The organism is Arthrobacter bambusae (assembly GCF_022606295.1).
GTDB lineage: Bacteria > Actinomycetota > Actinomycetes > Actinomycetales > Micrococcaceae > Arthrobacter > Arthrobacter bambusae_A.
In genome coordinates, this window is sequence record NZ_JAHHZS010000030.1 from 38,323 (window position 1) to 52,271 (window position 13,949).

Consider the following 13,949-nt stretch of genomic DNA (forward strand, 5'->3'; position numbering starts at 1 on the left):
CGTTCCGCCATGCTTGTGACCGCCTTGACGGCTGCCATGTTCCTGTCGGGTTGCATCGCAGATCGCACGGGACAGGGTTCCACGACGCCGATCCCCACTCCGACAGTCGCCCTGCAGGCGGCCCCCGACAGCAATGCTCCGCTCGAAACGACGCAGGCCTCGAACAAGATCCCTGTGTATTGGATCGGCCGCAGCGACACTGACACCTTCCTGTACCGCGAATTCCGTGACAACCCGGGCAACGAGAACCCCATCACCACAGCCCTGCGGATCATGATGTCCCAGAAGCCGTTGGATCACGACTACTTCACGCCGTGGCAGAATCCGAGCAGCCTGGCGACCACGATTTCCGGTAAGAACGTTGTCACGGTGGATGTTTCCCGTGACGCGTTCAATTCCAATCTCGACGGCGGGATGGCGCAGCGGGCGATCCAGCAACTCGTCTATACCGCCACTGCCGCGGCAGCGAGCTCAGGCCTCATTGATGCCGGACAGCAGATCAAAGTGGCCATCCTGGTGGACGGGCACACAGACTATATGGCGTTCGGGCAGGTCAAGCTGGGCGACCCCATGGTCCGCGACGCCACCGTGGTGGCACCCGTGTGGATCATCGACCCGCAGGAGGACCTGACCTTGCCTGCCGGTCCGGTCAAGTTCAATGGTCGGAGCACGGACCCCTCGAAGAAACTGCACTGGCAAATCCTTCGGGAGAACTCAAACGGCGACAAATCGTCCTACTTGGCCGGGCAGACCACCGCTTCGACCGTACCGGGACAGGGTGGCGTCTTCAGCCTCACCGTGGGGCTCGGAGCCGGCCGCTATGAATTGCGGGTCTCCTTGGTCGGTCCCAACGACGCCGACGTCGCGACGGATACCCGCTCCTTCAACGTCCGCTGATCGAGGGGTCTTCCTACCAGCGCCCTAGAATGTCGCTGGCCAGTACGACGGCGGCAGGACCCGCCGTCGACGAGCGAAGCACGTGGTGGCCCAAGAGCGCGGTGACGGCGCCGACGTCGCTAAGCTTGGTCACTTCGCGCGGTGAAATGCCGCCCTCCGGGCCGACGATGAGCAGGACTTCCCGCCCCGCGTCGGTGTCCTCGCCGGAAATCCCGCCGCGCCAATTCTCCAGGACGTCGCGCAAGGGACGTTTCGCGTCCTCGTGAAGGATGATCGCCAGGTCAGCCGCGGCTACCGCCGCAGCCAGCCCGGAGCCGTCGACGGCGGCACGCACCTCGGGAATCCACGCGCGCCGCGCTTGCTTGGCGGCCGCGGTGGCGACGGATTGCCACTTCGCGTGGGCTTTGGCAGCCCGGTCGCCCTTCCAGCGGACGATCGAACGCTCGGCCTGCCAAGGCACGACGGCGTCAATACCGAGTTCCGTTGCCGTCTCGACGGCAAGCTCGTCACGGTCGCCCTTCGCCAGCGCCTGGACCAGCACAAGCCGCACGGCCGGGCGGCCTTCCTCCTGGACGGCGGAGGCAAGGACGGTCAAGGTACCCTGCCCGGATCCGGCCACGGTGCCCGTGAGCCGCTTACCCGCACCGTCGGCGATGTCGACCGCTTCGCCGATTTCCAGGCGCTTGACCGTGACAGCGTGCCTGGCTTCGGCGCCGTCGAGCACGAAAGTGTCACCGGTGCCGAGTCCGTCCAAGGTTCCGGCAGCGGTGAAGAATACGGGGTTGCTCACCGCTACAGGTTACCGAGCTTGTCCCGCAGCTTCGCGAACATACCGCCGCTGGCCACGAGCTTGCCCTCGGTGAACTGCTCTCCGCGCAATTTGGCCAGTTGGCGGAGCAGGTCTTCCTGGGCGGCGTCTAGCTTGCCGGGCGTCTCCACATGCAGGTGCACCTTGAGGTCTCCCCTGCCGTAGCCGCGCAGGTGGGTGACGCCCAGCCCGCGAAGGGTGATGACTTCGCCGGACTGGGTGCCGGACTTGACGTCGATCTCCTGGGGGCCGTCGAAGGTCTCAAGCTGCAGTTCCGTGCCCAATGCCGCGGCGGTCATGGGAACACTGAGCGTTGCATGAAGGTCGTCGCCTTCACGAAGGTAGGTGGAATCGCTGTTTACCCGGATCTCCACGTAGAGGTCGCCGGGAGGCCCGCCCGCAGGACCTGCTTCGCCTTGCGACGACAGCTGGATGCGGGTTCCGGTGGCGACGCCGCCCGGCACCTTGACGGTCAGCGAACGGCGGCTGCGGATGCGGCCCTGGCCGTTGCATTCATTGCAAGGATCCTTGATGATCGAGCCGAAACCTTCGCACGATCCACACGGTGCCGCGGTCATGACCTGGCCGAGGATCGAGCGCACGGCCCGCTGGACCTGGCCCGAGCCGCCGCAGATGTCGCAGCGCTCCGGGTGGGTGCCCGCGCGGCAGCATGAGCCCTCGCACGTGGGGCAGATGACAGCAGTGTCCACCTCAAGCTTCTTGTTGACGCCGAAGACAGCCTCGCGCAAGTCGATGCGCACGCTGATGAGGGCGTCCTGCCCGCGACGCATGCGTGATGCGGGCCCCTGCATGCCGCCACCTCCTCCGCCGAAGAAGGTGTCGAAGATGTCCTGGAACGCGAATCCCTGGCCTGCGTAGCCGCCGCCGAAACCGTTGTCCGTCCCGTTCTCGTTGCCTGTGGCGTCGTAGACGCGGCGCTTCTGGGGGTCGGAGAGGACCTCGTAAGCGTGGGTCACGGCTTTGAATTCCTCCGCAGCGCCGGCCCCGGGGTTCACATCGGGGTGGAGCTTACGTGCAAGCTTGCGGTAGGCCTTCTTGATCTCCTCGCCGGTTGCTTCCGACGAGACGCCCAGAACGTCATAGTGACTGCTCAAAGTCGGTATCTCTTCCTTTATTACGGGTACACTGCGTTTCTTGCGGGGCGGTTCCAGCCGAAGCCGTCAACCGCCCAGAATGCGGGAAAGGTAGCGTGCGACGGCCCGGACGGCCGCCATGGTGTTGGGGTAGTCCATGCGGGTGGGTCCAAGAATGCCGATCTTGGCGCTGCTGCCCGGACCGTAGCCCGTGGCAACCACCGAAGCCTCGGAGAGGCCGTCATAGGGGTTTTCGCGGCCGATGCTCACCGTGACTCCCCGGGGGTCTTCCGCCATGTCCGACAGCAGCCGCAACATGACCACCTGCTCCTCGAGCGCTTCGAGGACAGGGCCGATGCTCAGGGGGAAGTCCACGTTGGAGCGGGCCAGGTTGGCCGTGCCGGCCATGACCATGCGTTCATCGCGGCTCCGGTCGGCGAGCCTTTGGAGACCGTGGGCAAGGGCGCCTGCAAGGTTCCGGAGCGCCGGCGGGCACAAGGCCACCACCGAGGGCAGGACTTGGGGCATGAGGTCGAGCTGTGAGCCGGCAATGCTTCCAAGGAATCGCGCGCGCAACGTCATGAGCTCTTCGTCGGCAGTGTCCGCCGCTGCGTGCACAACGCCTTGTTCCACTTTGCCCGAATCCGCGATCAGCACTACCAGGACCTGGCGCGGTGCCAAAAGGACAAACTCGATGTGCCGGACGCGTGCGCGGCTCAGGTGCGGATACTGGACGACGGCGACCTGGTTGGTCAGTTGGGACAGGAGCCGGACCGTGCGCTCCAGGATGTCCTCGACGTCGTCGGGGCCCTCAAGCAACGAGTGGATGGCCCGGCGCTCGGCAGCCGACAGCGGCTTGACCTCGGAAATGCGGTCCACGAACAGGCGGTAGCCCTTGTCCGTGGGGATGCGGCCTGCACTAGTGTGCGGTGCCGCAATGAGGCCTTCCTCTTCCAAGAGGGCCATGTCATTGCGGATGGTGGCGCTCGACACTCCCAGATGGTGCCGTTCGACCAAGGCTTTGGAGCCGACAGGCTCGCGGGAGTGAACGTAGTCCTCCACGATGGCGCGTAGCACTTCAAGCTTGCGTGGTTCGCTCACTGCCCACCTCCATTCAACAACCGGTACTTCTACAGTTAGCACTCAACATGCCCAAGTGCTAACAAGTCTAGTATGAGCCACCTCGTTGTTAGCATTGGTACCGCTCGCGGCGAACATGATGCCCGCGCGGTCCTGCGGAATTCCAAGGACCGTGACCGATCCCTTAGCGCAAAGTGGTGTGAAGACCGTGTCTTACGACAATTGGGGCCCGCAAGACCTCTCCTCGCCGGCCAAGCGGCAACTGCCTGAAGTGCCCGCTGAACGCGGAATGGTGCTCGAGGACGTGCAGTCCGGTTGGGTCGGGGCCGTGACCAGGGTGGAGAAGTCCGGAGGCATGCACATCGTGGTGCTTGAGGACCGGCGGGGAAAAGCGAAATCGTTCCGGCTTGGTTTCGGATTCCTGCTGGAGGGGCAAGCGGTGAAGCTCCTCCCGCCGGTGCCGCGCGGGGCGGCCGCAAAGGGCGCATCCCAACCGGGCAGGACGGCGTCGGGTTCCGTCCGGGTGGCCGGCCAGCGGGCGCAGGTCGCCAAGGCAAGCCGGATCTGGGTGGAAGGCAAGCACGACGCCGAACTTGTGGAAAAGGTCTGGGGAGACGATCTGCGGGTGGAGGGCATCGTCGTCGAGCCCTTGCACGGCGTGGACGATCTCAAGGCGGCCATCGCCGCCTTCTCCCCCGGCCCTGGCCGCCGGCTCGGAATCCTGGTTGATCACCTGGTGCCGGATTCGAAGGAGTCGCGCATCGCTGCCGACGCCATGACGTTGCCGGGCGCCAAAGGAAACGTCCTGATCGTCGGTCACCCGTATGTGGACGTCTGGCAGGCAATCCGGCCCAAGGTGCTGGGGATCGAACAATGGCCGACCGTAGCGCGCGGCACGGATTGGAAGACCGGCATCCTCAGGTCGTTCGGTTGGCCGCACGAGACGGCCGAAGACGTGGGACTGGGTTGGCAGAGGCTTCTGGGCGCCGTCCATAGCTACGCCGACCTGGAGGCGTCTTTGTTGGGACGCGTGGAGGAAGTGATCGATTTCCTGACCGTCGCATGATGGTTTGGATGCCTCCGGGCCCGGACGTGGTCGTCCGATCCCGTGCCGAGCAAGTATTCTGGGACAGCAACACCGCACCTATAGCTACTCGAAGGAAGAAACTGTGGCAGACAACGCTCCTGACGATCGGGACGGCACCTCGGGCCAGTCCCAGTACCACGGCGTTCCTGCCAACGCGCTGCCCTTGACCGCCTCGGAAGACCGGCAGTGGGCAACCTTGGCGCACTTCGGCGGGATCCTTGGCTGCGTGCCTTCGCTTCTGATCTACCTGATCTTCCGCGAACGTGGTCCGTTCACGGCCCAGGAATCAAAGGAAGCCCTCAACTTCACTTTGCCGCCGACGATTGCCGCGGTGCTCGCCAACATTCTCGTCTTGCTCCCGGTGGTGGGAAACCTGTTCGCGGTCCTTGCCACGGGAATCTGGGTCGCGGTGACCTGCTTCTCGGTGTCCGCCGGAATCCGCGTCAACCACGGACAGCCGCACCGCTACCGCTTCAACCTGCGCTGGATCAAGTAGCCGTTCTTCGCGGGTGCCTATGACGGTTCGCGCGCCCGCCGTCCGCGCCGGACGCTAGTCCGGAAGGATCCGGCGGACCACGGCATCTGCGAGCAGCCGGCCCTTGAGGGTCAGGACCAGCCGTCCTTGGAAGGCCGCTGCGGGTTCAACCAGGCCGTCGGCAATGAGGCCTGCGACGGCGTGACGGCCCACTTTGTCGAGCGCGTCGACTTGAAGCCCGGTGCCGAGCCGCGCCTCCAGCATGATGCGTTCCACTTCCCGGGTTCCGGCGTCGAGCGTTTCGCGTCCAGCGGCCGGTGAGGCCCCGCTACCAAGCCTGTTGGCATAGGCGGTGGGGTGCTTGACGTTCCACCAGCGGACGCCGCCCATGTGGGAATGCGCACCGGGCCCGATGCCCCACCAATCGTCTCCCCGCCAGTAGGCAAGGTTGTGTTTGCACGCCTGTTCGGGAGTGCGGGACCAGTTGCTGACCTCGTACCAGTCCAGCCCTGCGGCGCTGATCAGCTGGTCGGCGAGTTCGTACTTGGCGGCGTGGTCGTCGTCGTCGATCCCGGGAACTTCTCCGCGCCGGATCTGTGCGGCCAGCTTGGTGCCTTCTTCCACAATCAGCGCATAGGCGCTGATGTGGTCCGGGGCGTAGGACAAGGCGGTCTCCAGGGACGCCTGCCAATCAGCCATGGACTCACCGGGAGTGCCGTAGATAAGGTCGAGGCTCACGGCAAGGCCGGCGTCGCGCGCCCACTGGACCACCAAGGGGACGCGGCTCGGTGTGTGCGTGCGGTCCAGGACTTTGAGCACATGAGGTACCGCCGACTGCATGCCGAAGGAAATCCGCGTAAAGCCGGCGTCGGCGAGCAGCCGGAGGGACTCCGGCGTCACGGAGTCCGGGTTGGCTTCAGTGGTGACTTCGGCTCCCGCTTCCAGGCCCCAGCGCCCGACGGCGGCCGTCAGGATGCGTGCCAGATCTTCAGCAGGGAGCAGGGTCGGGGTGCCGCCGCCGAAGAACACGGTGCTCAGGGGGCGCTGCGGCAACCCGGAGCCGTCCATGGCCCGGACGGCGAACTCCACTTCCGAAATGGCAGTAGCAGCGTAGGCGTCCTGGGAGGCGCCGCCGCCAAGCTCCGTGGCCGTGTAGGTGTTGAAATCGCAGTAACCGCAACGCACGGCACAGAAGGGTATGTGGACGTAGAGTCCAAACTTCCGTGAATCGACGCCGTCAAGCACTTGCGGCGGCAAAAGGCCGTCCGCAGGTGCCGGATCCCCGAGGGGAAGAACGCTAGGCACAGACTTCCCCTCGTGGCTGTCCTGTACGCACCGCTACAGCGTGCGCCGGTCCCGCAGTGTTCCGGGCGAACAGCCGCATTACTTCCTGGCCTTGTCCTTGGATTCGTCGGTGGTCAGGGCTGCGATGAAAGCTTCCTGTGGAACTTCCACCCGGCCCACCATCTTCATGCGCTTCTTGCCTTCCTTCTGCTTTTCCAGAAGTTTGCGCTTACGGGTGATGTCACCGCCGTAGCACTTGGCAAGGACGTCCTTGCGGATGGCGCGGATGCTCTCACGGGCGATGATTCGCGAGCCGATGGCTGCCTGGATGGGCACCTCGAACTGCTGGCGGGGAATGAGCTCGCGCAACTTGCCCGTCATCATGACGCCGTAGGCGTAAGCCTTGTCGCGGTGGGTGATGGCGCTGAAAGCGTCAACCTGCTCGCCCTGGAGCATGATGTCCACCTTGACCAGGTCGGCGACCTGCTCGCCGTCGGCCTTCCAGTCCAGCGAACCGTAGCCCCGGGTCTTGGACTTGAGGATGTCGAAGAAGTCGAAGACGATCTCGGCCAGCGGCAAGCGGTACCGGATTTCCACGCGATCCTCGGAGAGGTAGTCCATGCCGCCCATAACGCCGCGGCGGCTCTGGCACAGTTCCATGATGGCGCCCACAAACTCATTGGGCGCCAGGATGGTGGCCGACACCATCGGTTCGCGGACTTCGGCGATCTTGCCGGTGGGGTATTCGCTCGGGTTGGTGACGTGCAGGACCCGCTTGTCCTCCAGCGTGACCTCATATTCAACGTTGGGAGCAGTGGAGATGAGGTCGAGGTTGTACTCGCGCTCAAGGCGCTCACGGGTGATTTCCAGGTGCAGCAGGCCTAGGAAGCCCACGCGGAAACCGAAGCCCAGGGCGGCAGACGTCTCCGGTTCATACACCAGCGCTGCGTCGTTGAGCATCAGCTTCTCGAGGGCATCCCTGAGCACGGGATAGTCCGTGCCGTCCAAGGGGTACAAGCCGGAGAAGACCATGGGCTTGGCATCGGCGTAGCCCGCGAGGGATTCCGAAGCGGGCTTGGCGAGGTTGGTCACCGTGTCGCCGACCTTCGACTGGCGGACGTCCTTCACGCCGGTGATCAAGTAGCCTACTTCGCCGACTCCCAGACCCTTGGAGGGGGTGGGTTCCGGAGAGCTGACACCGATCTCCAGGAGCTCGTGAGTGGCGCGGGTTGACATCATCTGGATTCGCTCGCGCGGGTGCAGCATGCCGTCCACGACGCGGACGTACGTGACCACGCCGCGGTATGTGTCATACACGGAGTCGAAGATCATGGCGCGGGCCGGTGCGTCTGGATCGCCGACAGGGGCTGGAAGATCGCGGACGATCTTGTCCAGGAGGGCCTCAACGCCGACACCCGTCTTGCCTGATACGCGCAGCACGTCCTCCGGGTCGCCGCCGATCAGGTTGGCGAGTTCAGCCGCATACTTTTCGGGCTGGGCGGCCGGGAGGTCGATCTTGTTGAGCACCGGAATGATGGTGAGGTTGTTCTCCATCGCCAGGTAGAGGTTGGCCAGGGTCTGGGCCTCGATGCCTTGAGCGGCGTCCACCAAAAGGACAGCGCCTTCGCATGCCGCCAGGGAACGGGAAACCTCATAGGTGAAGTCAACGTGGCCGGGAGTATCGATCATGTTCAGCGCGTAGCTGGTGCCGTCAAGTTCCCAGGGCATGCGGACAGCCTGGGACTTGATGGTGATGCCACGTTCGCGTTCGATATCCATGCGGTCCAGATACTGGGCCTTCATGTCGCGGGACTTAACGACGCCGGTGTACTGCAACATGCGGTCGGCCAGGGTGGATTTACCGTGGTCGATGTGGGCGATGATGCAGAAGTTCCGGATGATGGCCGGATCTGTCGCGGCGGGCACCGGTGCGGTGCGGGCCATGGGAGACACGCAGGGTCCTTACTGTCGATACTCACACGGCCGGACTCCGGACTGGTCTGGACCATTCCGGCCGAATGCCGCATATCTGAACTAATAGTCTCCCATGAACACGACGCCGCTTGTGCACTGTGGCGGTAAGGGAAAGTACGGTGGAGCCATGGCATCGGACACACATTTGCTTGGCAGGCTCCTCAAAGGCTCCCTGGGCTACCTTCGACGGATCGTCGGGGCCCCGGCCGGCACGCCGCGTCGCCGATCCCCGAACGCCGGGAACGCTGCGAAGGCGGGCCGGACCGGGCGCGCAGGCACCGGCGTCGGGCAACTCTCCCGCCCCTACCCTGGCGACTTCCGCGGCACCGTGTCCCCGCGATACTCCCCCAACCCCGACGGCAAGCCCGACCCTGGCGAGATCGTGTGGTCCTGGGTCCCCTATGAAGAGGACTATTCCCAAGGCAAGGACCGGCCGGTCCTTTTGATCGGGCGCGACGGCGGGTGGCTGCTCGGGCTGATGCTGACCAGCAAAGACCACGACAACGGCCGCCGCTCAGATGGTTACGTCGACATCGGCACCGGCTCCTGGGACCCCCAGGGGAGGCCCAGCGAGGTCAAGGTGGACCGGGTGGTGCGCATCAATCCGGCGGACGTCCGGCGCGAGGGTGCCGTCCTCGACAAACGCACCTTTCAGCAGGTGGCCCGTCGGCTCGATAGGCAACACGACCGGGCCTAGAGACCAAATCCCCGGAAATGCGCCGAGTCTGATAATATTTATGGCTGTGTGTCCGTGCAGGTCGACGGCCACTCATGGTTGGCTGCCATAGGCATCCCCACGCCGCTCAGTCGATGGCCAACCTGAAAACCCTCTAGACCATTTTCCGCATTAAAAAGAGAGTTCACACACGTGGCTAATATCAAGTCCCAGAAGAAGCGCATCCTCACCAACGAGAAGGCTCGCCTGCGTAACAACGCCGTCAAGTCTGAGCTGAAGACGGCCATCCGCGCCGTTGCCACCGCCGTTGAGTCCACGGACAAGGATGCCGCTGCAAAGGCTCTTGTTGCTGCTAGCCGTAAGCTGGACAAGGCTGTCAGCAAGGGCGTTATTCACAAGAACAACGCTGCAAACCGCAAGTCGGCGATCTCCAAAAAGGTCAACGCACTCTAAGGTTTATCCAGTTCGACTGAGCTGAACGTGAGGCCGGCACCCCTTGGGTGCCGGCCTCGGGTATTTAAGATTGGTGGTTCCATTGAGAATCCGGAAGTATACGTAGCGCCTGACAACTTGGGTGTCTTGGGTGGCTTAGCGGCCCCGAGCCGAGGTGGCAATGACGGTGACCGCGTGCTCCACCGCGTATACGGGATCCCGCGAGAGGCCCTTCACCTGGGCATCCGCTTCAGCCGTGACCTGGATGGAACGGATCAGTCCTTCCGGAGTCCAACGGCGGACATCCCGTTGCGCCTGTTCCACGAGCCATGGCTGGATGCCGAGCTGCTTGGCGATCTGTGCCGACGATCCCTGGGCACCGGCAACCTTGGCCAGAGTGCGGAGCTTCGCGGCGAGGGCGGCAACCAGTGGCACCGGGTCGACCCCGGTGGCGAGGGCATGCCGGAGGCTGGACAGGGCCTGAGGACCATTGCCGGCCATGGCTGCATCCGCAACCTTGAATGCCGTGGCTTCGACGCGGCCACCGTAGTAGCGCTCCACTGTGGCTGCGTCTACCGCTGTAGTAGCGTCCGCGATGAGCTGGTTGCATGCGGCGGCGAGCTCGGAAAGGCTGGCACCTACTGCATTGACAAGGGCCTGGACGGCTTCCGCGTCGATGCGGCGGCCGCCTGCCTTGAATTCCGAGACGACGAACGCGGTTTTCTCGGCGTCCTTTTTCAAGGGCTGGCAGTCCACCACCGGCCACCCGGAAGACTTGATGGCGTCCAGGAGCTTTTTGCCACGCACCCCGCCGCCGTGGCGAAGGACCAACACGACGTCGTTCTCCGGTTGGGCGACGTACTTCATGGCATCGGCAAGGAAGGCATCGGTCATTGATTCGAGGCCTTCGATCTCGATGAGTTTGGCCTCATCGAACAGCGACGGCGTGACGGCCATTGCGAGCGAACCGGACTCGTAGCTTCCGGCATTGAGCTTGCTGATTTCCACTTCCGGTGCCACGGTCCGCACCTGGGATCGGATCCGATCCATGGCACGGATTCCAAGGTATTCCTCGGGGCCGGTGATAAGCACTACCGCGGACGGGGCAATGTCCCGCCAGCTGACGGTGTTCGCCGCGGAGCGTTTAGCCTTGGAGACCTGGGCAGCAGCCAATGTCGCTTCCTTCCAGAAGGGTTTTTGCAGAATCCCAGTCTCCCACGTTGAGCGTCCTGGGTGGTGATCTTCAAACTTGCGGCCTGCCTTCCCGTGCGGCGGCGGGCCCCGGGACGGCTCCCGGTCCGGCGGCGGACAGCAGACTCCCCCGCGGCTATTGCGAACACTAAGCGGCGGTGCAACGACAGTACGGCGGACCCCGCCCACGTTGGATGCAGGGCTAGCCACACCAGCAGGATGGCGACAAGCGACCAGAGAGTCATGGTGGCGATTCCAATGGGACCTTCCGGCCACGGCAAAGCCGCTCCTGGGAGCCCGGCGAAGAACCTCGCGATTGCCGCCACGATTCCCGCGCTGGCCCCGGCAACGGCTATTGGAACTATTGCAAGCCAAGGAAGCAGCGGAACGAGGGGAACCGCGATTGTTCCCAGGATCGTCACCGGTGCGACAAACGGGGCAACTGCGATATTCGTCAGTAATGAGTAGCTGGAGAACTGCGGTTGCAAGGCCACGATCACCGGGCTGCATAGAAGCTGTGCGGCCAAGGGAACGGCAACGGCGGACGTGAGCCAGGAAGGCACCCAGGCCGGAGCCCAGGACGCGATGGGCCGTGCCAACAGGACAATCCCCAGGGTGGCGAGGACCGACAAGAGGAATCCTATGCTCGTGCCAAGTGAGGGATCCAGGATGAGCAGGCCGGTCATGGCCAGGAAGAGAAAGCCCAGGCTCCGGCCCCGCCTGCCGGCACTGAGCGCGCTGAGGCCGATCGCACCCATGACGGCCGCCCTCAGGACGCTCGCGTCCGGCCCCACCATCACGACGAAGGCCGCCAAGCCACCCAGGGCCACGGTAGACGCCATTCCCCTGGCAAGCCGAAAGCTCCTTGCCAGTAGCACCAGACCGCCGAGGATGAGGCTGCAGTTTGCGCCGCTGACCGCCGTGAGGTGCGTGGTCCCGGTGGTCTTCATGGCCGTTTCCAGGCTTTCGTCCAAGCCTGTGGTGTCGCCCGTGACCATTCCGGGTAGCAGTCCGGCTGCGTCGCCGTGCAACCACTCAGCGGCGGAACTGAATTGCTTTTTCAATTGAGCGGGACCTTGGGGAATGTTGGCAAGTGCTTCCGGCCTGTTGTGTGCGTCCGGACTGTGCCGTGTGTCCTTGTGCCGCGGGTCCGGCCGCATGGGTGGGGTGGCGGCGGTAAGAACACCGGTCTCGACTTGTCCCGCCTTTGCAGGCTTTAGCTTTCCGGCGGTTCGCACCTCCTGTCCCGTGACCACCCGGTCCCAGCCTTCCCCTCCTGTCAGCAGAATCTTCGTGCGGGCGCGGGTCAGCATGCCGTCGGCCGCAATATCAATGATTTCGGCTGGCACGGCCCACCGTGCCGATCCGCGTGAATCGGTGCCTAGCTCGCGCGGCTCACCCACTATCACCGCATGAATGACAACCGAGTCGCGCGACGCCGCAGCCTCGGCAACCGGACCTTCTTGGCGCGGTCCGGCATCCATTGCTGCGTGGGCGGCCACGGCCGCCCCGAACAGGCACGCGACCGCCAGAGTGGCGGGAAACGTCCTCAAGCTTCGGGCGGCCATGGACCGGGTGGCGAGAAGAACACCCGCGGCGGAGAGCAAAGCCACGCACATGACTCCTGTCCACAGCGAAGGTAGATAGGCGGCTGCTAGGGAAACAGCCCACGCGAGAAAGGCCGACGGGGCCAGCCGAAGGTCTACACGGCCCGGGCTCACCTTCACTCGGCTCACCCTAGACCGTCACCAAAGGCAGCAGGGATTCCATCATCTTGGGACCGACACCATCCACTGCATCGAGATCCTCTACAGCAGCGAACGGGCCGTGCTGCTCGCGCCATTCGACGATCCGCTTGGCGAGGACAGGACCGACCTTCGGCAAGGCGTCGAGTTCCTCAGCAGTTGCGGTGTTGAGATTGACTTTGCCGCCGACAGACCCGGCCCCGATGCTCCCGCTAGTTGGAGCTGAGCCAACTGGCCCGGCAATCTGCGACGGAGCCGCCTCCCCCGTCCGCGGAACGTGGATCTTCGCGGCGTCCTGCACCACCGCCGCAAGGTTGAGGCTGTTCAGCTCGGCTGCAGGATCCGCACCACCTGCGGCAGCGATCGCGTCGAACACCCGCGCTCCCGTGGGTACTCTGACAATCCCGGGATTCTTGACCGCACCCGCAACGTGGACTGTAAGCAGCTGTGCTCCATCGTCGTGTTCCGAAGCCCCGTTGCCATCGTCGCCTTTACTTTCTGTGCCCGCTTTCGGAGTTCCTCCCGCAAGTGAACTTCGGACGACGGGCTCAGTGGTCGGGTGCCCGGACCAGGACTGCCAGAGGAACCACACCACCAGCAGCAAACAAGGCACAGCCAGCAACATTGCTACGCGCCATGGCGTTCGCCACCGAAGCTGTGATGGAGAACGTGCCTCCGAGGACGGGTCTTCGGTGCCTGACTTCTGGTCCGCGTCGGCCTTGCCCGAGCCAGCCGTCATCGAGGCCGGCACAGGAAGCAGAGGCTCTGTTTCGTTGACGTGGGCCGGCTGCGCGTCGGCGTCGTGGTCGGTCGGTGGTGCAAGACGAACAGCGAACCGGAGCCGGGCGGCACTCGCAGCATCATCCGCGGGCGAGGCTCGGTTCCTGCGTGGCATATCCACGAGCCTAGGCGCCCGCATCCGCCGCAGCAGCAGGGAATGCCCCTATGTGGATACGGCCACCGCAGGATGCCTGTGGAGGACCAGTGGCCGCGGGACACCGCCTAGCCCGGTCTCATATTTGGAAGTAGTGGTTTCTTCGGGGTTTCCGCTGCGGGTCGGTGTGGGGTGGCGGGATGAACCAGGGGATGCCGTTGCGGAGCTGGATGTGCCAGTCTTCCTTGTGGATCAGATGGTGGTGATGGCCGCAGAGCAAGGTCCCGTTCGCGGTGCTCGTGACTCCGCCCCGGGACCAGTACTCGATGTGA

14 protein-coding genes are annotated in these 13,949 nt (G+C 64.4%); 5 read left to right on the forward strand and 9 right to left on the reverse strand.

The genetic code is table 11. The annotated features are described in order from the left end of the window. The first annotated feature begins 9 nt into the window (after positions 1-9). Complete coding sequence (locus KNN17_RS17625) at positions 10-897, forward strand: GerMN domain-containing protein (RefSeq protein ID WP_241710228.1); 888 nt, start codon at positions 10-12, stop codon at positions 895-897. A gap of 13 nt (positions 898-910) precedes the next feature. Here KNN17_RS17625 and KNN17_RS17630 read toward each other — a convergent pair whose 3' ends face one another. The 3 genes from KNN17_RS17630 to hrcA form a co-directional block, all read right to left on the reverse strand. Then, positions 911-1,687: a 16S rRNA (uracil(1498)-N(3))-methyltransferase gene (locus KNN17_RS17630; RefSeq protein ID WP_078105118.1), complete on the reverse strand. Its 777-nt coding sequence runs from the start codon at positions 1,685-1,687 to the stop codon at positions 911-913. Between the two features lie 2 nt (positions 1,688-1,689). After that, complete coding sequence (gene dnaJ, locus KNN17_RS17635) at positions 1,690-2,820, reverse strand: molecular chaperone DnaJ (RefSeq protein ID WP_241710229.1); 1,131 nt, start codon at positions 2,818-2,820, stop codon at positions 1,690-1,692. 66 nt (positions 2,821-2,886) lie between these two features. Next, the gene (hrcA, locus tag KNN17_RS17640) at positions 2,887-3,900 is read right to left on the reverse strand and encodes a heat-inducible transcriptional repressor HrcA (RefSeq protein ID WP_078105116.1); all 1,014 of its coding nucleotides are present in this window, start codon (positions 3,898-3,900) and stop codon (positions 2,887-2,889) included. Positions 3,901-4,087: 187 nt separating this feature from the next. Here hrcA and KNN17_RS17645 point away from each other — a divergent pair, with 187 nt between their 5' ends. Further along, positions 4,088-4,945 carry a DUF3097 domain-containing protein gene (locus KNN17_RS17645; protein ID WP_241710230.1) on the forward strand — a complete coding sequence of 286 codons (858 nt, stop codon included), beginning with the start codon at positions 4,088-4,090 and terminating at the stop codon, positions 4,943-4,945. A 103-nt stretch (positions 4,946-5,048) separates the two neighbouring features. Continuing rightward, positions 5,049-5,462, forward strand: coding sequence for a DUF4870 domain-containing protein (locus tag KNN17_RS17650; RefSeq protein WP_241710231.1), 414 nt, complete (start codon positions 5,049-5,051; stop codon positions 5,460-5,462). A gap of 54 nt (positions 5,463-5,516) precedes the next feature. On the opposite strand, the gene hemW is transcribed toward KNN17_RS17650, so the two are convergent. Both hemW and lepA read right to left on the reverse strand, forming a co-directional pair. Next, positions 5,517-6,746 carry a radical SAM family heme chaperone HemW gene (gene hemW, locus KNN17_RS17655; RefSeq protein WP_241710232.1) on the reverse strand — a complete coding sequence of 410 codons (1,230 nt, stop codon included), beginning with the start codon at positions 6,744-6,746 and terminating at the stop codon, positions 5,517-5,519. A gap of 78 nt (positions 6,747-6,824) precedes the next feature. Continuing rightward, a complete protein-coding gene (gene lepA, locus KNN17_RS17660; protein WP_241710233.1) occupies positions 6,825-8,678 on the reverse strand; it encodes a translation elongation factor 4 in 1,854 nt (617 codons plus the stop codon). A 148-nt stretch (positions 8,679-8,826) separates the two neighbouring features. Between lepA and KNN17_RS17665 the strand changes: the two genes are divergently transcribed. Together KNN17_RS17665 and rpsT are read left to right on the forward strand one after the other, a co-directional pair. Then, complete coding sequence (locus KNN17_RS17665) at positions 8,827-9,396, forward strand: type II toxin-antitoxin system PemK/MazF family toxin (protein ID WP_241710234.1); 570 nt, start codon at positions 8,827-8,829, stop codon at positions 9,394-9,396. Between the two features lie 171 nt (positions 9,397-9,567). Then, positions 9,568-9,828 (forward strand): 30S ribosomal protein S20, encoded by a 261-nt coding sequence (rpsT, locus tag KNN17_RS17670; RefSeq protein ID WP_028267110.1) that lies wholly within the window; start codon positions 9,568-9,570, stop codon positions 9,826-9,828. A 135-nt stretch (positions 9,829-9,963) separates the two neighbouring features. Here the strand turns inward: rpsT and holA are convergent, their stop codons facing one another. The 4 genes from holA to KNN17_RS17690 all read right to left on the reverse strand — a co-directional run. Then, positions 9,964-10,980, reverse strand: coding sequence for a DNA polymerase III subunit delta (gene holA, locus KNN17_RS17675; RefSeq protein WP_241710235.1), 1,017 nt, complete (start codon positions 10,978-10,980; stop codon positions 9,964-9,966). Then, positions 10,899-12,611, reverse strand: a complete 1,713-nt coding sequence (locus tag KNN17_RS17680) for a ComEC/Rec2 family competence protein (protein ID WP_241710236.1) — start codon at positions 12,609-12,611, stop codon at positions 10,899-10,901. Before KNN17_RS17680 ends, holA begins: the two co-directional genes overlap by 82 nt. A 124-nt stretch (positions 12,612-12,735) precedes the next feature. Then, positions 12,736-13,638 carry a helix-hairpin-helix domain-containing protein gene (locus KNN17_RS17685; protein ID WP_241710237.1) on the reverse strand — a complete coding sequence of 301 codons (903 nt, stop codon included), beginning with the start codon at positions 13,636-13,638 and terminating at the stop codon, positions 12,736-12,738. Between the two features lie 118 nt (positions 13,639-13,756). Continuing rightward, positions 13,757-13,949 (reverse strand): HNH endonuclease (locus KNN17_RS17690; RefSeq protein ID WP_372489695.1); only part of this gene is annotated, 193 nt, incomplete at its 5' end.